The following is an 18,194-nucleotide window of genomic DNA, read 5'->3' on the forward strand; positions in this document are numbered from 1 at the left end:
ATTATGGGGTGGTTTATGGATGTTAAATCTTGGATTTCTGATTCAAAAGTTATTGAAAAAAGCAAAAAAGGATATGCTCATTTTGATTTAAGAACCGATATTTCAAAAGTTTCAGAATATATTACTAGACCGGAGAAAATTGAACATCATGGTTTTTATCCTTTTATTCATTATGTTATGAAAATGGATAAATATAATAAAAAAGATGGGAAGGATACAAAAAAAAGAGAAATATGTTATGCAGCACATTTAGATAGATGTATTTATCAATATTATAGTGCTCTTTTAAATGAAAAATATAATTTATTTTTAGAAAAAGAAGAACTAAACATGGTTCCAGTTGCATATCGTACAAATTTGCAAAAGAGTAATATACATATTGCAAAAGAAGTTATTGATTTTATACGAGAACAGGGTGAAGCGTATGTGCTGATTGGAGATTTTACGGGTTTTTTTGACAATTTAGATCATAACTATTTAAAAAAGAATTGGTGCACTGTGATGGGGGTTGATTCTCTTCCAGCAGATCATTATGCGGTATTTAAAAATATAACTAAATATAGTACTTGGGAATTAGAAGATTTGCTAAGAATAACTGGATTGGATCTAAAAGAGTTTAATAAAAGAAAAGTAGCACTAGATAAAGAAGAATATAGAAAATACCGTAAACACATTCAAAAAAATAAAAAATCATATCAGATTCCACAGGGTTCGCCAATTAGTGCAGTATTAGCCAATATTTATATGATAGAGGCAGATAAAGAGGTTAATAATTATGTGACTTTATTAAAGGGATTATATAGAAGATATAGCGATGATTTTATTGTTGTAATTCCTAAAAGAAATAATGACATTTCAGTGTTACAGGGAATTATAGATATAATAAAAGGAATTCCTAATTTACAGTTAGAACCAAAAAAAACACAAGTGTTTTCTGTTGAAGATAATATTGTAAAAAATATAGGAAATAGCTTGTTAGATAATGCTAATACTAGTAAATCAACAATTAATTTTCTTGGTTTTGTTTTCGATGGAAAGAAAGTGTCAGTCAGAGCAAAGACGATAAGTAAATATTATTATAGAATGTACAGAAAAGCAAAGCCTATTGCAAATAATCCTAATAATGAGGGTGCAGATAATTTATATAGAATATATTCTCAACATGGTGCTTCGGCAAAACCAGGTAATTTTTTTACATACATAAATCATGCAGAAGAAATTTTTGGGCAGAATGAATTGATTGGTCGTGACTTGAAAAATCATATTCCTAAGATTAGAAAAGCTTTAAAAAAATTCAAAGAAAGATAAGAAATGATATTCGATTTTGAAAATAGAAATACTTATTGCGAAGATGAAAATAATTAAAGTAGTTGCAGCAATTATCTGCAATGATATGAAAGAAAAAAATAAGATATTTGCAACAGCGAGAGTATAGTGGCTCAGTTGTCAAGACAAAAATCTAAGATTTTTATAATGAACTGATATGGTGGACAAGTTACAAGGAACATGGAGAGAACAGTGGAGCACTCCCCAGATCCAATATATGCTAAGCTACATATGGCATCAACATTGCCGGATAGTAGCATTCAGCCGGTGTTTGGTAATCAAGTGCAGAATGGCGTCGCTCAAAGTTGTAGGTGTGGATATACTGTCTGATAGCAGCCCTTGCTTCCCTGATGTTGTTGTACTGTGTCAGATAGGCTTCCTCATACTTGAAGCTGCGGAACCAGCGCTCAATCATGATGTTGTCTGCCCAGCGGCTTTTTCCATCCATACTCTGGCGGATACCGTTTTCCTTTACAAAGTCAATGTATTGCTGACTTGTAAACTGACAACCCTGATCTGAATTCAAGATCTGAGGTTTTGCCACTTTGAAAGCTTTTTTCAGGGCACTGATAACCATTCTGGTATCAAGTGTGTCATCCACTTCCCAGCCGACAATACAACGGCTATACCAGTCGATCACGGCTGTCAGATACAGAAATCCGCGCTTGATCGGAATATATGTAATGTCAATAGACCATGCCTGATTTGGTTTGTCTATGACCGCATTACGAAGAAGATATGGACATACTTTCGCCTGCTGCATTCGCTTGGAAAGATTCATCTTTGGATAAATCGGGTAAATATCCATCTCATTCATGTAGCGTCTTGCCTTGCGGCGTCCAACCTGGTAACCACGGGTTTTTAACTGTGCAGACATTTGTCTTGCGCCCCAAGTGGGATTATCTGTATGGAGATGATCAATGATCTCTTTGCAGGCCAGTTCCTCATCTGAAATAGGGGCACCCTTGTAATAAATGCTTGTACGGTTGATGTCAAGCAACCTGGCGCCAACAGAAGCCGGAATTTCCTTAGTCGTCAAAAGGTTTTGGACTAAACTTACTCTCGTAGTCAGGTCCACAAATTTCTTCAGATTTTTTTTTGAGCCAGTCAACCTGCATGGTTAACTGACCAACCTTTTTGGCATACTCCGCTTTCTCCTTACGCTCTTCGGCAAGCTTTTCTTTGAGGTTTTCCTCACGCTTGTCGTCGAACACAACCGAAGCATTGTTCAAGAACTCTTTTTTCCAGTTGCGGAGCAGATTTGGTTGGATGTTATTTTCAGTTGCAAGGGTATTGAGATCTTTCTCACCCTTAAGCAGCTCAATTACAAGGTCTGATTTGAATTTGGCATTAAAATTTCTTCTTTGTCTGGACATGATAATGGATCCTTTCTTTCATACTGGTTTAAGTATATCAGATTCATTAAAAACTGTCCGAAAAAGTGTCTTAATTTATGAGACCATTATAGAGGCTATGGCGAACTGAAAGGTGGCTGGGAATTTCCAGGAGGAAAAGTGGAGCCGGGAGAAACACCGCAACAGGCACTTATAAGAGAAATCATAGAAGAGCTGGATACGGAAATCAAGGTCGGAGAACTGATTGATACGGTGGAATATGATTATCCAACTTTCCATCTTTCTATGGATTGTTTTTGGGCTGAAGTTAAAGCGGGGCATCTGGAGCTGAAAGAAGCAGAAGCGGCAAAGTGGCTTACGAAAGATCAATTGGATAGCGTTACCTGGCTTCCGGCAGATATTCTGTTGATAGACCAAATTAGAAAGTGTATGAAATAAGTGTATGAAATAATAGGACAAAGGACTTAGTATGAAAGTTACAGTAATCAGATCAAACAGGAAAACAGTGGCTATTCAGGTGAATTCTGATCTAAGTGTCACTGTAAGGGCTCCGCGTAGTGCTTCAGAGAAAGACATTGAAGAGATTCTTAAAAAGAAGGAAGCCTGGATAAGTAAACATATTGAAAAAATTAAGAAAACCAAGGAAAGGTTGGAAGCGGAACCTACAGAAAAGTTGACGCGTGAGAAAGTTATAGCGCTTGCGGAGGAGGCGCTTGAGGTTATTCCGACCAGAGTAGAATATTTTGCAAGAGTAATCGGAGTTACCTATGGAAAGATAACTATTAGAAATCAGAAGACAAGATGGGGAAGCTGCAGTAGTAAAGGAAATTTGAATTTTAACTGTCTTTTAATGCTGGCTCCTCCGGAAGTGTTAGATTATGTTGTGGTTCATGAATTGTGTCACAGAAAACAAATGAATCATTCTAAGGCGTTTTGGTCAGAGGTAGAGAAGGTGCTTCCTGATTATAAAGAAGCAAGGAAGTGGCTAAAAGAAGAAGGAAGCCAGATGATTACATTATTTCTATAATTACCGTCTTGTCGCATGCTTTCTCTTATTGTATAATAATATCATTGACAAAATTTTTGGAGGTTCTAAGATGAAGATACGAATCGCTACGCCGGAGGATGCTTCTGCTATTCAGAGTATTTATCGGTATTATGTAGAACATACAGCGATAACTTTTGAATTGGAAGTTCCATCGGTGGAGGAGTTTCAGGGAAGAATTAAGAAGACCTTGGAGCGGTATCCTTATTTGGTGGCTGAAGAGGATCGTGCGATTCTTGGATATGCGTATGCAGGAATTTTTTATGACAGAAGGGCATATGACTGGTCAGCGGAGATGTCGGTTTATGTGCAGAAGGGGATTCATGGGAAAGGTGTTGGTACGGCTCTTTATGAGAAGATGGAAGAGTTGTTGAAAAAGCAGCATATCGTGAATTTGTTTGCATGCATTACCCATCCGAATGCAGAGAGTGAAGTGTTCCATGCAGCACGTGGATATGAGAGGAAAGCGCATTTTGAGAAATGTGGATATAAGATGGGGCAGTGGTGGGATATTGTGTGGATGCAGAAGATAATTGCGCCGCATGATGAAGCGCCGGAACCTTTTCAAAGATTTACAGGAGGATTTTAAAGATGAAGAAGAATTTGTTAGTGGCACAGTCAGGAGGACCAACAGCAGCGATTAATGCAACGTTAGCAGGTGTGATCGGACAGGCAATGAAGGAAGAGCAGATTGATCAGGTTTATGGTGCCTGTTATGGAATTCAGGGTGTGTTGGAACAGAAGTTTGTGAATCTTACAGAGAAGGTTGACACAGAGGAAAAGCTGGAGAAGTTAAAGAGAACTCCGGCGGCAGCGCTTGGTTCTTGTCGTTTTAAGCTTAATGATATCAAGGAAGATGACAGTCAGTATCAGGAGATCGTTGATATTCTTCATAAGATGAATATTGGATATTTTGTTTATATCGGTGGGAATGATTCTATGGATACGGTAGCGAAGCTTTCTGCATACTGTAAGGAGAAGGGTATAGAGGATATTAAGGTTATTGGTGGACCAAAGACGATTGATAATGACCTTTGCGGAATAGATCATTGTCCGGGATTTGGTTCAGCAGCTAAGTATATTTCTACAGTTTTCTGCGAGCTTGAACAGGAGATTACCGTATATGAACCGAAGAATGTAATTATTGTTGAGATGATGGGACGTCATGCCGGATGGCTTACTGCGGCTGCTGCATTAGCGGAAGGTAAGAATGGTAATGTACCATATCTTGTTTATTTAGAAGAAACTCCATTTTCATTAGATCGTTTTATTGATGATGTGAAGGAAAAGTTAGAATCAACGAATGCAGTGCTTGTTGCGGTTAGTGAAGGTGTACATGATAAAGAGGGTCGTTTCTTATGTGAACAGGAAGGATCTAGAGAGTTAGATGTATTTGGACATACGAAGTTATCTGGTACTGGAAAGATTTTAGAGGAAGCGGTTCGTGCAAAGATTGGCTGTAAGGTTCGTTCGATAGAATTGAATCTGTTACAGCGCTGTGCAGGGCATATTTTAAGTAAGACGGATATTGAGGAGTCCGGTAATCTTGGTGCGAATGCAGTTAAGCTTGCAGTAGCAGGAGAGAGTGGATTAATGTCTTCTCTTACAAGAGTGTCTGATGCTCCATATACGATAGAGTACAGTGGTGTTGATATTCGTGAGGTTGCGAATAAAGAGAAGAAGATTCCTGTAGAGTGGATTAATGAGGCTGGCAATGGTGTGAAAGAAGAGTTGACTACTTATTTAACCCCATTGGTTCAGGGAGAAGTTTCCAGCATCTATGAGGATGGTATGCCAAGTTATATTGTTTTAAAATAATAAATGTAAATTCGACTCTGACAGTAAGGTTTTCCGCGCTGGAATAGTTAGGATCATAGTAAGAATAGCAGGAGAAAACTCTTCTATTCTATCTTTCTGTCAGTTGATCGGTAAGGGTAGAGTAGAGGAGTTTTTTATGTTAAAGATAGCGGTTTATGGGAAGGGTGGCATCGGAAAGTCCACAGTGACCAGTAATTTAGCGGCGGCGTTTGCCAGTATGGGAAAGAAGGTTATCCAGATTGGATGTGACCCTAAGGCGGATTCTACGATTAATCTTCTTGGGGGAACAACGCCGATTCCAGTGATGAATTATATGCGTGAGTATGATGAGGACCCAGAACGGATCGAGGATATTTCAAAGATTGGTTATGGCGGGGTTTTATGTATTGAGACAGGGGGACCGACACCGGGTCTTGGCTGTGCAGGAAGAGGTATTATAGCGACGTTTAGCTTGCTGGAGGATTTGGAGTTATTTGAAACATATGAGCCGGATGTGGTGTTATATGATGTGCTTGGTGATGTAGTATGTGGTGGATTTGCAGCACCGATTCGTGAGGGGTATGCGAGTAAAGTACTGATCGTGACTTCCGGGGAGAAGATGGCTCTTTATGCAGCGAATAATATTAATAATGCAGTGAAGAATTTTGAGGACAGAAGTTATGCGAAGGTGTATGGTATTGTGTTAAATCACAGGAATGTCGAGAAGGAGACAGAGAAGGTTGCTGAATTTGCGGATTTAGTCGGTCTTCCGATTGTGGGAAAGATTCCGAGAAGTGATGAGATTACCCGATGTGAAGATAAGGGAATGACTGTTATTGAGGGAGAGCCAGAATCTTCGGCGGCACAGGCATTTTTGAAGCTTGCAAAGGAACTTCTTGAAAATGCACAGGATACTGCGGAGGAAGAAGTATGGTAGAGAATGAAAAAACTACAATAGATAATACTGCAATAGAAAATATAAGGAATGTCGTGAATGTAAAGAGCGCAATAAAAGAAACAGAAAGAGCGGAAAAAGCCTATTTCATTACAACAAAAGAACTTGCACAAGCAGGGAGAGACAATATTCCTGATGAGCTGATTTCTTCAAAGCACCTGATCTATAGTTCGCCGGCGACTCTTGCGTATAATTCACCGGGAGCGCAGGGGTTTGGTGTGAAGAGAGCGGGGCTGGCGATTCCGGGTTCGGTTATGCTTCTTTTAGCTCCGGGATGCTGTGGAAGGAATACGACTATTTTAAGTGAACTTGGCGGGTACAGTGAACGATTTTTTTATCTGATGATGGATGAGACAGATATCGTAACAGGGAGACATTTAAAGAAGGTGCCGCAGGCAGTAGAAGAGATTTATGATTGTCTGGAGACGAAACCATCGGTTGTTATGATCTGTCTTACCTGTGTGGATGCTTTGTTGGGAACGGATATGGAACGTATTTGTAAGAAGGCGCAGAAGAGTGTAGGTATTCCGGTTTTACCATGCTATATGTATGCACTTACAAGAGAGGGAAGAAAGCCTCCGATGGTACATGTCAGACAGTCGATTTATTCTTTGTTAGAACCAAGAAAGAAGAAGGGTACGTCTGTGAATCTATTAGGGCATTTTGCTCCGTTAGAGGATGACTGTGAGCTTTATGATCTCTTAAAGCAGCTTGGAGTTAAGACGATTCGAGAGATTTCACGCTGTGAGAATTATGAAGAATATCTTGATATGGCGGAAGCGAATTTTAATCTTGTGTTAGATGCAGAGGCACGTTTTGCGGCGGCAGATATGCAGAAGCGTTTAGGAATTCCGTATATTGAGCTGACAAGGTTATATCAGCTTGACAAAATAAAGAATCAATATGCCTTGTTTGCGGCGGCACTTGGAAGTAAGTTTGATGATGAGATATATTTTAAAGAGGCATTTGAGGCGAAGGAAGCTTTTAAGAAAAAGTATCCGCATGTAGTGTTTGCGATTGGAGAAGGCTGCAATGCCAATGCATTTGAACTTGCATTTGCTCTGATTTGCTATGGATTTGAGGTCGCGGAAGTATTTGGTAATCTTTCAAAAGAGGATTTTGTTTATATTGAGAAGATGGCGAAGGTAAGTCCAAAGACAAAGATTTATTCGAATTTAGAGCCAACGATGATTTATTATGAACCAGGTGAGAATCCGGTAGATATCGTAATTGGAAAGGATGCTTCCTATTATCATCCGGAAGCGGCGAAGCTTGAGTGGAGTGATGATATACAGCCATTTGGTTACCGGGGAGTAAAGCATTTCTTCGAAGAATGTGAACGTGTACTGGAATTGGAAAGGGGGCAGATTTAAATGAAGGGACTTAGAAAGTATCTCTCACCGTTTGCTCCGGATCAGTCCGGTGCAGCAGCGGTACTTTGTGAATTTCATGGATTGATTATTATTTTAGATGCTGGTGGCTGTGCCGGAAATATCTGTGGATTTGATGAGCCGAGATGGTTTGACAGCCGCAGTGCGATTTTTAGTGCGGGACTTCGTGATATGGATGCGATTCTTGGAAGAGATGATCGTCTGGTGGAGAAGATTGGAAAGGCTTGTGAGAAGCTTTCCGCAGATTTTATTGCAGTGATCGGGACTCCGGTTCCGGCAGTTATTGGAACAGACTATAAAGCACTTTCTCGAATGATTGAAAAGAAAACAGGAATTCCGGCATTGACAATTGATACAGATGGAACGAAGCTTTATGATATCGGAGAGAAAAAGACATGGAAAGAGCTGTTTAAAAAGTTTGCTGTAAAACAGGAAGTAGAGCCGGGGCGTGTAGGTATTATCGGAGCGACACCGCTTTCATTTGGTGGCATTTATGAAGAGGACTTTTTAAAAGAGTATTTTAGCGGAAAAGGTTTTTCTAAAGTGATTTGTTACGGTATGGGTGATGGTTTAGAAGCAGTGAAAGAGGCAGCAGCGGCAGAGAAGAATATCGTTATATCACCGTCTGGAATTGCGGCAGCGAAGTATTTAAAGCAGAAGTTTGGAACGCCGTATGAAGTGTTTTGCCCACCAGAGATTATTCCGGAATGGAAAGAACGAAAAGAGCAAATAGAACAAAATACAGCAACACCAAACAGGAAAGAACGCTCAGACAAGAAAGTTTTGATCGTACATCAGCAGGTATTGGCGAACACATTAAGAGAGGAATTACTTACACTTGCTATGGAACAGAAAGTAGAAACAGATTCTGCAAAGATTACGGTTGCTTCCTGGTTTATGTTAGACAATGCACTAAAGAAGGAAGGGGATATTCTTTTTAAGGAAGAAGATGACTGGATTTCTTATATCAAAGAAAATGAATATGACATCATTATTGCTGATCCACTACTGAAAAAAGCAGTGCCATTTTATAAGGGAGAATGGTATGACCTGTCGCACTTTGCAATCTCAGGAAAGAAGAGGAAGACTGTATGAGAGTCTGTATCAGAGTATTCGGGATTGTTCAGGGCGTTGGATTTCGGCCGACTGTAAAGCGCCATGCAGATGTCTGTAGGATTGAAGGCAGTGTGAGTAACAAAGGACCTTATGTGGAAATCTTTGCACAGGGCAGTGAAGAATGTGTGAATCACTTTATTAAGAGGATTCAGGAGCAGCCGCCGAAACGAGCAGTTATCTTAAAGATGGATGTGGAAAGTCTGGAATCTGCAATAGAATCTGACACAAAATTTGAAGTGAAATCGGAAGCAAATGCTGAATCAGATAGTAAAGAACGATTCCGTATCATAGAGAGTGAAAAAGAAGAGGGAGAGATTTTTGTTTCCCCGGATATTGCGATTTGTCCGGAATGTAAGAAGGAGCTTTATGATAAGAAGGATAGAAGGTATCTCCATCCATTTATTAACTGTACCTGCTGTGGACCGCGTCTTACTATTTTAGATTCCATGCCGTATGACAGAGTACGAACGAGCATGGGAGAGTTTCCAATGTGTGAAAAGTGTGAATGGGAATACACGCATGCAAAGACAAGAAGATTTGATGCCCAGCCGGTTTGCTGTAATGAATGTGGACCGGAGGTATATTTGCTTGGCAGGCCGGAACGGGGAGCGGATGCGATTCGTTACACGAGAAAAGTAATTAGCGAAGGCGGCATTGTAGCGGTAAAAGGCATCGGAGGATTTCATCTTTGCTGCGATGCGTTAAAAGAAGAAACGGTTGCAGCACTTCGTGCCAGGAAAAAGAGACCGATGAAGCCATTTGCGGTGATGATGAAAGATTTGTCAGTAGTAAAGAGGGAATGTGAAGCAGCACCGTATGTAGAAGAGATTCTTGATGGACACCAAAAGCCGATTATTTTGCTTCCGAAAAAGGCAGGAGGACATCTCTGTGAGAGTGTTGCACCGGATAATCCAAAGATTGGTGTGATGCTTCCGTATGCACCGATACAGCTTCTGCTATTTGATTATCAGGATGATGTAGAAGTTTCAGATTGTCTCGTAATGACAAGTGCGAATACATCAGGTGCGCCGATTTGCCGGGATGATGAAGATGCACTGCGTGAACTTACCGGGCTTTGTGATGTGATCCTTTCCCATGACCGGAAAATACGGATTCGGGCAGATGATACCGTCATGGATTTTTATCAGGGAGAGCCGTATATGATTCGGCGTTCCAGAGGCTATGCTCCGCTTCCATTTATGATGGGCAATGAATTTAAAGGGCAGGTGCTTGCCGTTGGCGGTGAACTGAAGAATGCCTTTTGTATCGGAAAGAATCAGTTATTTTATCCATCTCCGTATATTGGAGATATGGGAGATGTGCGAACGGTAAAGGCGTTAAAAGAATCTGTGAAGCGAATGGAAGAATTGTTAGAGGTAAAGCCACAGATTGTTGCCTGCGATATGCATCCGTCTTATAATACAAGGACAGCCGCAGAAGAGATGGGGCTGCCGGTATTTCTGGTGCAGCATCATTATGCGCATATCCTTTCTTGTATGGCGGAGAATGAGTGGACAACGAAAAAGCAGGTTATCGGGGTTTCTTTTGACGGGACCGGGTACGGAACGGATGGAACAATCTGGGGAGGAGAAATCCTTCTGGCAGATTATGATTCTTTTAAACGCTGGGGCTGTATTGAGCCATTTGCTCAGACCGGTGGAGATGCTTCTGCTAAAGAAGGATGGAGAATTGCAGTTTCTCTTCTTGGAAAGATTTACGGAAAGGAAATCGCTCTTTCGATTATTGAAACATTAGGACTTTGTGAGTCAAAGCTGGCAAAGCTTCAGTTTACTATGGAAGAGCGCGGAATTAATACCGTAAAGTCCACGAGTGGCGGGCGGCTGTTTGATGCGGTCAGCGCGATTCTGGGGATTAGAAAGTCATCGACATTTGAAGGCGAGGCTTCGACTTCCTTACAGTTTGCAGCAGAAAAATGGCTGGATAGTCAGGAAGAAAAAATAGCAGGACAAGAGGACTTTGTAGAGTCTGGAGTAATTACAGAATATAGAGAAGAACAAAAAGAAATACTTGTAGAAGAGAAAAATCTGGGTCATCAGAATACAAAAGATGAGTTATATTATTTACCGACCCTGGCTCTCGTCAAAGAAGTAGTAGAGAGAAAACTGTTAGGAGAAAACAGCAATCAGCTTGCCTTACATTTTCACAAAGGTTTAGCCGGTATGATTGTTTCTGCCTGCGAAAAAGCAAGGGAAGAAACCGGGATTGATACCGTTGCTCTAAGTGGCGGTGTTTACCAGAATAGATTACTGCTTGATTATAGCGTAACCATGTTAGAAAAAAGAGGATTTCATGTGCTGCGCCACCATTTACTTCCGCCAAATGACGGAGGAATCAGTCTTGGACAGGCGGTGGCAGCAATGAGAAGTATGTGTGTACAAAAAGGGGAATAAATTATGTGCGTAGGATTACCAGCAAAAGTTATGACAATGAAAGACGGAATGGCAGTTGTAGATGCATCCGGAGCAAAGAGAGAAGTTTCAGCGGAGCTTATTGAGAATCTTGAGCCGGGCGATTATGTAATGGTCCATGCCGGTATTGCGATTGCAAAGATTACAGAAGAAGATGAGGATGAAGCAGAAGATCTTCTGGGGGGATTACTATGAAAGAACAGTTAAAAAAAGCAAAAGCTATCATTGAGGGATACGATGGACCTCCGGTCCGCGTTATGGAAGTGTGTGGAACCCACACGCATGAGATCTTTCATCTTGGTGTGCGGAAGATTCTGCCGCAGCAAGTAGAACTGATTTCCGGTCCGGGCTGTCCGGTCTGCGTCACACCAGCAGACTTCATTGATGAGGCGGTGTGGCTTGCTTTAGAAAAAAATGTGACAATCTGTACATTTGGGGATCTGGTTCGTGTGCCGGGAAGTACAAAGAGTCTTGCAGATGCCAGAAGCCTTGGCGGAAAGATTCAGATGGTTTATTCTCCAATGGATGCGTTTGAATATGCCAAAGAGCATAAAGAGGAGCAGGTTGTATTTCTTTCTGTTGGATTTGAGACAACCACTCCGGCAAGCTGTCTTTCAGTAAAGATGGCAAAAGAAGCAGGTCTTACGAATTATGCGCTTCTTACTGCGAATAAAACAATGCCAGGAGCCTATGAAATGTTAAAAAACAGTGCGGATGTTTTCCTGTATCCGGGACACGTCAATGCGATTACCGGAAATGCATTAAACAAAAAGCTTTGTGAGGAAGAAGGAATCAGCGGTATAGTAACCGGCTTTACTGCCAGCGAGATTTTAACTGCATTTGCTGTATTATTAAAGAAGTTCCCGGAAGGCAAACCGTTTTTTGTTAATGCCTATCCAAGGGTTGTTACGGAAGAGGGAAGTATTCCGGCACAGAAACTGATCAAAGAATGGATGGAACCATGTGATTCTCAGTGGAGAGGACTTGGTATGATTAAAAATTCCGGACTTCGTTTAAGAAAAGAAGCGCAGGACTTTGATGCAAGAGTGAAGTTTTCGATTCCGAAGATGGAAGGAAGAACAAGTCCGGCCTGTCGCTGTGGAGATGTTTTACAGGGCAAATGTCTTCCAACAGATTGTAAAGTGTTTGGAAAAGGATGTACACCACTTCATCCGATCGGGGCATGTATGGTGTCGAACGAAGGGGCCTGTTCAGCATATTACCAGTATAACAGCCGAGGAGAATAAATATATCAGATGTGAGATGACTCCCACCTTTGTAGGTGGCGAGCAGCAAGAATGCCGGGGCATTCTTGAAAAGAAAGAGGAAAAACAATGGATAACTTAAAAGGAAAAACAGTTTCTCTTGCCCATGGTGCAGGAGGAAAACAGACAAGCGAATTAATTGACCAGGTATTTAAAGCACATTTTGCCAATCCGGAACTGACAAGTGATGATGCGGCAGTATTAAAAATGAAAGAAGGAAAGATTGCATTTACAACGGATGGATTCATCGTATCTCCGTCAGAATTTCCGGGAGGAAATATCGGAAAATTAAGCATTTGCGGTACGGTGAATGATTTGTCCTGTATGGGAGCAAAACCACTGTATCTTTCCTGTGCCTTTGTTATTGAAGAGGGATTTCCAATGGAAAAACTCGAAGCAATTGCAGCCGCAATGGAAAAAACAGCAAAGGAAGCCGGTGTAAAGATTGTTGCAGGTGATACAAAGGTTGCCGGTAAGGGACAGGTTGATGGCGTATTTATTACAACAACAGGTATCGGTGAGATTCAGGAAGGTGTAGAGACCTCTGGATTTATGGCAAAACCAGGTGATGCGGTTATTGTCAGTGGAGATATCGGAAGACATGGTTGTACTATTCTTCTTGCAAGAGAGGATTTTGGAATTGATGCCGATGTGACAAGTGACTGTGCACCACTTTGGGGAACAGTGCAGGATATTTTATCAGTGACGAAGGATGTACACGTAATCCGCGATGCAACACGAGGTGGTGTAGGAACAGTTTTATACGAGATCGCAGAGCAGAGCCATACAGGAATACGGCTGAATGCAGAGGAAATTCCAGTACAAGAAAGCGTAAAAGGTGTGTGCGGAATGCTTGGATTAGAGCCACTTTATCTTGCCTGTGAAGGTCGTCTTGTCATTTTTGCGCCAAAAGAAAATGCAGAAGCGATCGTTGCAAAGTTACGTGAAGGAAAATATTCAACAGAGGCAGCGATTATCGGTGAAGTTACCGAAGAAATGCCGGGAAGAGTTGTAGTGACAACAGAAATCGGAGCAGAAACATTACTGCCACCGCCGGGGGGAGAACTTTTACCAAGAATCTGTTAAGTTAGAGAAAGGAAAAACATGGAGAATACAAGAATCGCTGTTCTCTCCATTATCGTAGAGGACAGTGAAAGTACGGCAAAGTTAAATGAAATGATTCACGATTATGCAGAGTATGTTGTAGGCAGGATGGGTATTCCTTATCGGGAGAAAAATATCAGTATTATCAGTTTGGTAATCGATGCTCCGCAGACAAAGATCAGTGAGCTGTCTGGAAAAATAGGGCGCCTTTCCGGTGTGACAGCAAAAGCTGCTTACGCAAAAGTGTAATCAGTGTACGGATAAAAGGAAAAGAAGATATGATTAAGATAGCGGTATATGGAAAGGGTGGAATCGGAAAGTCTACAACAGTTTCTAATATAGCAGCAGTATTTGCCAGCGAGGGACTTCGAGTGATGCAGATTGGCTGTGATCCAAAGGCAGATTCAACGGTGTTACTGCGTCATGGTGAGAAAGTAGAGACGGTTCTTGACCTTGTACGAACGAAAAAAGATAATTTTACATTAGAAGATATCGTTAAAGAAGGCTTTGCCGGTGTCTGTTGTGTAGAAGCCGGCGGACCATCTCCCGGACTGGGCTGTGCCGGAAGAGGAATTATTGCGGCGTTAGAAACATTAGAAAAAAAGGGAGCTTACGAGAAATACTGTCCGGATGTTGTAATTTACGATGTTCTTGGCGATGTTGTCTGTGGCGGATTTTCCATGCCGATGCGTCGTGGATATGCCGATAAAGTATTTGTCATTACTTCTGGTGAGAATATGGCAATTCATGCAGCGGCGAATATCGCCATGGCAGTAGAAAACTTTAAGGATAGAGGATACGCACAGCTGGGAGGCCTTATTTTAAATCGCAGAAATGTAAAAAATGAAGAGGAAAAAGTTGCGGAACTTGCAGAAGATATTCACAGTAAGGTAATTGGAACATTATCAAGAAGTGAACTTGTTACAGATGCAGAAGAACAGCAGAAGACAGTAATGGAAGCATATCCGAATTCGCCGATGGCAGAAGAATACCGGGTACTTGCAAAACAGATCAGGAAGCTGTGTGGAATCTGATGAGAAGATAAGAGTAAGCTAAAATAAATTTTTTGGGATTTTTTGAAAAAGTGATACAAGCTGTAGAACATTTTACAGAGGAGGTGCGGATTTTGCTTGAAATGTTACATGGAAAAGCAAAGGATGAAGCATGGAATAATCAGGTAAAAGAAAAATTATCTCCAGCATTGCAGGAAGAAGTTTCTTTTAAAGATGCAGCCTGGCCATCGCCCTTTGTTCCGGGATTAGAATATAACAGTCCGGCACATGGACCATGGAATATCGTACATATGGGAATGCTTTTACCAGGTGCCCATCAGATTTATGTATGTGGTGCAAACTGTAACAGAGGTGTAATCCTTACTGCGGCAGAAATGAATGCTGGAGATAGATTTTCCTTTGTAGAAATAAAAGAAGAAGATTTATTTAACGGACAAATGGAAGAACTTGTTATCGAAGGAGTAAGTGATATTCTTCATAAATTACCGGAAAAACCATCGGTAGTTCTTTTATTCACTGTTTGTGTTCATCATTTTATGGGATGTGATCTCACGTATATTTATGATACATTAAGAGGACGATTCCCCGAGCAGTGTTTTGTAGATTGTTACATGGATCCGATTATGCAAAAAGAAGGGCTGACCCCGGATCAGAAGTTAAGAGCCGGTTTATATAAGCCGCTTCCAATGCGTGAAAAGAATTTAAAACAGATAAATATTATTGGCAATGATTTTCCGACAAGAGAGGAAACAGAATTAAAACAGATTGTAAAAGAGGCAGGTTATACAGTAAAAGACATTACAGAATGTAAAACCTATGATGAATATTTATCCATGGCAGAAAGTTATTTAAATATTGCCTGTTATCCACCGGCAAAGTATGGAGCAGAGCAGTTATCCAAACGACTTGGAATGAAGTTTCTCTATCTTCCGTTTTCCTTTGATTACAATGAGATAGATACCCAGCTAAAAAGTCTGGTAAAAGAAATGCAGGGATGTGAGATGCCAGATACCAGTTTACTTCAGAAAAGATGTGAGCGTATGTTAAAAGAAACGAAAAAACTTGTCGGTAATATGCCGATTACAATAGATGCTACAGCAGTTCCCCGGTTTTTAGGGCTGACGAAGCTGCTGATCACACATGGGTTTTCTGTCGTAAAAGTATTTGCGGATGGATTTTTGGCAGAGGAAAAAGCAGATTACTTGTGGTTAAAGAAAAATGCTCCTGATCTTAAAATAGGTGCAACAATACATCCGAACATGAGAGTGTATCCAAGAAATTCACAGGAAAAAGTACTTGCAATCGGACAAAAAGCCGCTTATTTTTCCGGGACAGAGCATTTCGTAAATATGGTAGAAGGCGGAGGTTTGCATGGTTATGATGGAATCTGCGAGCTTTGTTTAAAAATACAGGAGGCCTATCAGACAAAAAAAGATACAAGAGATCTGATTGTCCGTAAAGGATTAGGATGTGAAAGCTGTGTCTAAACTGTCCTATTGTATATTAACTAACACCTATATAACAAAAGACATTTCAAGTCGAGCAGTTCCTGTTACTCACCACCTGAAAGAGATGGGAGTCTTCTCGACTGAGATAAACAAAACATTTTTGCCGGAAAGGATGTAGTTATGAAACAAGTATCAGTAACATTATCAACTTATACGGCAGACGTCTCCGGAGTATGTTCTGCCCTCTATGAGCTTGGGGGCATGGTAGTGATCCATGATCCGTCCGGCTGTAATTCTACTTATAATACTCACGATGAGCCACGATGGTATGAGATGGACAGCCTTGTATTTATCTCCGGTCTTTCACAGATGGATGCCATTATGGGGAATGATGATAAATTTATTCACGATATCGTGCGGGCGGCAAAAGAACTTCAGCCTCGCTTTATTGCCTTAGTGCGAACACCGATTCCTCTGATGACAGGAACAGATTTTGAGGGGATATCACGTGTCATAGAAAAACAAACAGGAATTCCTGTATTCTACTTTCCGACAAGTGGAATGCATACCTATGTAAAGGGAGCAGGAATGGCAATGGAAACAATCGCAAGAGAACTTGTGCCAGCAGGTAGGAAATCTGTAAAAGAAAGAAAAAACAAGCAGGAGAATCCATTGAAAATCAATATTCTAGGAGCAACTCCGCTTGATTTTTCCATAAACTCTACCTTAGATTCTATAAAAGAATTTCTAAGCCGACATTTTGAGATTATCAGTACTTTTGCTATGGGAAGCTCTATAGAAGACATACAAAGAGCAGGAGAAGCAGACATAAATCTTGTCATCTCATCTGTTGGAGTTTTGGCGGCAAAAGCATTAGAAGAACGTTTTCATACCCCATATGTTATTGGTACACCAATCATTGGGTTTGAAAATGTATTAGCTGAAAAATTAATAGAATCCGCCTGGACAAAAAAGTCACAGACAGCCTATTTTAGTGTTTTACAAAAAGCACACAAAAAAGATACAGCTAATTTTACAACAATACAAAATACAGAAGCTGTTTCTAATTTAAATAAAATAAAAAGACTAACAGAAACAATAGAAAAAAATAAAGTCAGCGGTAACGTTTATATTATCGGTGAATCTGTTATATCCCAGTCATTAAAAGCGGCACTGGCATTACGATACGGAATAGAAGCCACTGTAATCTGTCCGCTTGAGACAGAACCGGAATATACAGAGAAAGATGTCTTACTCCTTTCTTCCGAGGAAGACATCAAAGAAGCAATAATGGATGCCGACACCGTAATTGCCGACCCAATCTATAAAACAATCTGTTCCGAAAAAGTAAATTTTGTGGCAATGCCACACGAAGCATACTCAGGAAGAATCTACAGAAAAGAAGTTTGTGATTTTATTCATTGAGAGAAACAGACGAAAAAAGAAATATTGCCATATCCCATCTGCTCTGTAGTCGCTGTGTTTAAGATGCTTGTCCGCATCTTAGACACGCTCCGAAGCCGCATCTGGGATATGGCAATATTTCTTTTTTCTGTTTTTTGGCAGGATAAGGGGGAGAAGTCAGAAGTCTTCTACTTGCTCGGAAGATGTATCGTCCAGACGATTATGTTCTTTCTTTAACGAGTAGAAAAGAAAAAGGGCTTATCATCAGTGAAACTTGAAAAAAGTCAGCATAGTGGAGAGAGCATCGCAACTGTAATGTGAGAGCGGGTAAATAAAATTCCATGACAGAGATATCTTCCGAGCAAGTAGTAGTCTTCTGACTTCTTCCCCTTATCTCCCCAAAGACTATTGAATTCATTCACGTGGAGCCAACAAACAGAAAATAAAAAGAATAGACCATTGCAACTGTAATGTGAGAGCAAGTAAAAATGCCGAACAGGCATTTTCTACGCAGTGATATCTTTACAGTTGCAATGGTCTATTCTT

At 40.7% G+C, this 18,194-nt stretch carries 17 protein-coding genes and 1 pseudogene; 16 read left to right on the forward strand and 2 right to left on the reverse strand.

Annotation, left to right across the window (positions count from 1 at the left end):
* Positions 1-15: 15 nt before the first annotated feature.
* A complete protein-coding gene (gene drt2, locus EHLA_RS02900; RefSeq protein ID WP_096239254.1) occupies positions 16-1,308 on the forward strand; it encodes an antiviral reverse transcriptase Drt2 in 1,293 nt (430 codons plus the stop codon).
* A 238-nt stretch (positions 1,309-1,546) separates the two neighbouring features.
* On the opposite strand, the gene EHLA_RS02905 is transcribed toward drt2, so the two are convergent.
* On the reverse strand, positions 1,547-2,365 hold the full coding sequence (locus EHLA_RS02905) for an IS3 family transposase (RefSeq protein WP_242970654.1): 819 nt from the start codon (positions 2,363-2,365) through the stop codon (positions 1,547-1,549).
* Positions 2,355-2,702, reverse strand: a complete 348-nt coding sequence (locus EHLA_RS16540; protein ID WP_229097941.1) for a transposase — start codon at positions 2,700-2,702, stop codon at positions 2,355-2,357. The genes EHLA_RS02905 and EHLA_RS16540 overlap by 11 nt, the downstream gene beginning before the upstream one ends.
* A 90-nt stretch (positions 2,703-2,792) precedes the next feature.
* On the opposite strand from EHLA_RS16540, the pseudogene EHLA_RS02910 reads away from it, so the two are divergent.
* The 15 genes and pseudogenes from EHLA_RS02910 to EHLA_RS02980 form a co-directional block, all read left to right on the forward strand.
* A pseudogene (locus tag EHLA_RS02910) lies at positions 2,793-3,119 on the forward strand ((deoxy)nucleoside triphosphate pyrophosphohydrolase); the annotation flags it as partial.
* A 31-nt stretch (positions 3,120-3,150) separates the two neighbouring features.
* The gene (locus EHLA_RS02915) at positions 3,151-3,708 is read left to right on the forward strand and encodes a M48 family metallopeptidase (RefSeq protein WP_096239256.1); all 558 of its coding nucleotides are present in this window, start codon (positions 3,151-3,153) and stop codon (positions 3,706-3,708) included.
* Positions 3,709-3,778: 70 nt separating this feature from the next.
* On the forward strand, positions 3,779-4,315 hold the full coding sequence (locus EHLA_RS02920; RefSeq protein WP_096239257.1) for a GNAT family N-acetyltransferase: 537 nt from the start codon (positions 3,779-3,781) through the stop codon (positions 4,313-4,315).
* Between the two features lie 2 nt (positions 4,316-4,317).
* Positions 4,318-5,544 carry a 6-phosphofructokinase gene (locus EHLA_RS02925; RefSeq protein WP_096239258.1) on the forward strand — a complete coding sequence of 409 codons (1,227 nt, stop codon included), beginning with the start codon at positions 4,318-4,320 and terminating at the stop codon, positions 5,542-5,544.
* A gap of 136 nt (positions 5,545-5,680) precedes the next feature.
* The gene (locus tag EHLA_RS02930) at positions 5,681-6,460 is read left to right on the forward strand and encodes a P-loop NTPase (RefSeq protein WP_096239259.1); all 780 of its coding nucleotides are present in this window, start codon (positions 5,681-5,683) and stop codon (positions 6,458-6,460) included.
* The gene (locus EHLA_RS02935) at positions 6,454-7,851 is read left to right on the forward strand and encodes a nitrogenase component 1 (RefSeq protein WP_242970663.1); all 1,398 of its coding nucleotides are present in this window, start codon (positions 6,454-6,456) and stop codon (positions 7,849-7,851) included. Before EHLA_RS02930 ends, EHLA_RS02935 begins: the two co-directional genes overlap by 7 nt.
* A complete protein-coding gene (locus tag EHLA_RS02940; protein ID WP_096239260.1) occupies positions 7,852-8,964 on the forward strand; it encodes a nitrogenase component 1 in 1,113 nt (370 codons plus the stop codon).
* Positions 8,961-11,396 (forward strand): carbamoyltransferase HypF, encoded by a 2,436-nt coding sequence (gene hypF / locus EHLA_RS02945; RefSeq protein ID WP_096239261.1) that lies wholly within the window; start codon positions 8,961-8,963, stop codon positions 11,394-11,396. Before EHLA_RS02940 ends, hypF begins: the two co-directional genes overlap by 4 nt.
* Positions 11,397-11,399: 3 nt before the next feature.
* Entirely contained in the window at positions 11,400-11,609 is a 210-nt protein-coding gene (locus EHLA_RS02950; protein ID WP_021908044.1) for a HypC/HybG/HupF family hydrogenase formation chaperone, read from the forward strand.
* Positions 11,606-12,661 (forward strand): hydrogenase formation protein HypD, encoded by a 1,056-nt coding sequence (gene hypD, locus EHLA_RS02955; protein WP_096239262.1) that lies wholly within the window; start codon positions 11,606-11,608, stop codon positions 12,659-12,661. The genes EHLA_RS02950 and hypD overlap by 4 nt, the downstream gene beginning before the upstream one ends.
* 87 nt (positions 12,662-12,748) lie before the next feature.
* Positions 12,749-13,765, forward strand: coding sequence for a hydrogenase expression/formation protein HypE (gene hypE / locus EHLA_RS02960; RefSeq protein ID WP_096239263.1), 1,017 nt, complete (start codon positions 12,749-12,751; stop codon positions 13,763-13,765).
* A gap of 18 nt (positions 13,766-13,783) precedes the next feature.
* Positions 13,784-14,032, forward strand: a complete 249-nt coding sequence (locus tag EHLA_RS02965; RefSeq protein WP_021908041.1) for a TM1266 family iron-only hydrogenase system putative regulator — start codon at positions 13,784-13,786, stop codon at positions 14,030-14,032.
* Positions 14,033-14,061: 29 nt separating this feature from the next.
* Entirely contained in the window at positions 14,062-14,817 is a 756-nt protein-coding gene (locus EHLA_RS02970; protein WP_021908040.1) for an AAA family ATPase, read from the forward strand.
* A gap of 101 nt (positions 14,818-14,918) precedes the next feature.
* Positions 14,919-16,283 (forward strand): nitrogenase component 1, encoded by a 1,365-nt coding sequence (locus EHLA_RS02975; RefSeq protein ID WP_096241538.1) that lies wholly within the window; start codon positions 14,919-14,921, stop codon positions 16,281-16,283.
* Between the two features lie 141 nt (positions 16,284-16,424).
* The gene (locus EHLA_RS02980; protein ID WP_096239264.1) at positions 16,425-17,669 is read left to right on the forward strand and encodes a nitrogenase component 1; all 1,245 of its coding nucleotides are present in this window, start codon (positions 16,425-16,427) and stop codon (positions 17,667-17,669) included.
* Positions 17,670-18,194: the final 525 nt, after the last annotated feature.

The organism is Anaerobutyricum hallii (genome assembly GCF_900209925.1).
Lineage (GTDB): Bacteria > Bacillota > Clostridia > Lachnospirales > Lachnospiraceae > Anaerobutyricum > Anaerobutyricum soehngenii.

Coding starts and splice junctions, on each gene's coding strand:
- EHLA_RS16540 (WP_229097941.1), bottom strand. CDS start 2,702: ATGTCCAGACAAAGAAGAAATTTTAATGCCAAATTCAAATCAGACCTT.
- EHLA_RS02950 (WP_021908044.1), top strand. CDS start 11,400: ATGTGCGTAGGATTACCAGCAAAAGTTATGACAATGAAAGACGGAATG.
- EHLA_RS02940 (WP_096239260.1), top strand. CDS start 7,852: ATGAAGGGACTTAGAAAGTATCTCTCACCGTTTGCTCCGGATCAGTCC.
- hypF (WP_096239261.1), top strand. CDS start 8,961: ATGAGAGTCTGTATCAGAGTATTCGGGATTGTTCAGGGCGTTGGATTT.
- EHLA_RS02970 (WP_021908040.1), top strand. CDS start 14,062: ATGATTAAGATAGCGGTATATGGAAAGGGTGGAATCGGAAAGTCTACA.
- hypD (WP_096239262.1), top strand. CDS start 11,606: ATGAAAGAACAGTTAAAAAAAGCAAAAGCTATCATTGAGGGATACGAT.
- drt2 (WP_096239254.1), top strand. CDS start 16: ATGGATGTTAAATCTTGGATTTCTGATTCAAAAGTTATTGAAAAAAGC.
- EHLA_RS02965 (WP_021908041.1), top strand. CDS start 13,784: ATGGAGAATACAAGAATCGCTGTTCTCTCCATTATCGTAGAGGACAGT.
- EHLA_RS02980 (WP_096239264.1), top strand. CDS start 16,425: ATGAAACAAGTATCAGTAACATTATCAACTTATACGGCAGACGTCTCC.
- EHLA_RS02920 (WP_096239257.1), top strand. CDS start 3,779: ATGAAGATACGAATCGCTACGCCGGAGGATGCTTCTGCTATTCAGAGT.
- hypE (WP_096239263.1), top strand. CDS start 12,749: ATGGATAACTTAAAAGGAAAAACAGTTTCTCTTGCCCATGGTGCAGGA.
- EHLA_RS02975 (WP_096241538.1), top strand. CDS start 14,919: ATGTTACATGGAAAAGCAAAGGATGAAGCATGGAATAATCAGGTAAAA.
- EHLA_RS02915 (WP_096239256.1), top strand. CDS start 3,151: ATGAAAGTTACAGTAATCAGATCAAACAGGAAAACAGTGGCTATTCAG.
- EHLA_RS02930 (WP_096239259.1), top strand. CDS start 5,681: ATGTTAAAGATAGCGGTTTATGGGAAGGGTGGCATCGGAAAGTCCACA.
- EHLA_RS02925 (WP_096239258.1), top strand. CDS start 4,318: ATGAAGAAGAATTTGTTAGTGGCACAGTCAGGAGGACCAACAGCAGCG.
- EHLA_RS02935 (WP_242970663.1), top strand. CDS start 6,454: ATGGTAGAGAATGAAAAAACTACAATAGATAATACTGCAATAGAAAAT.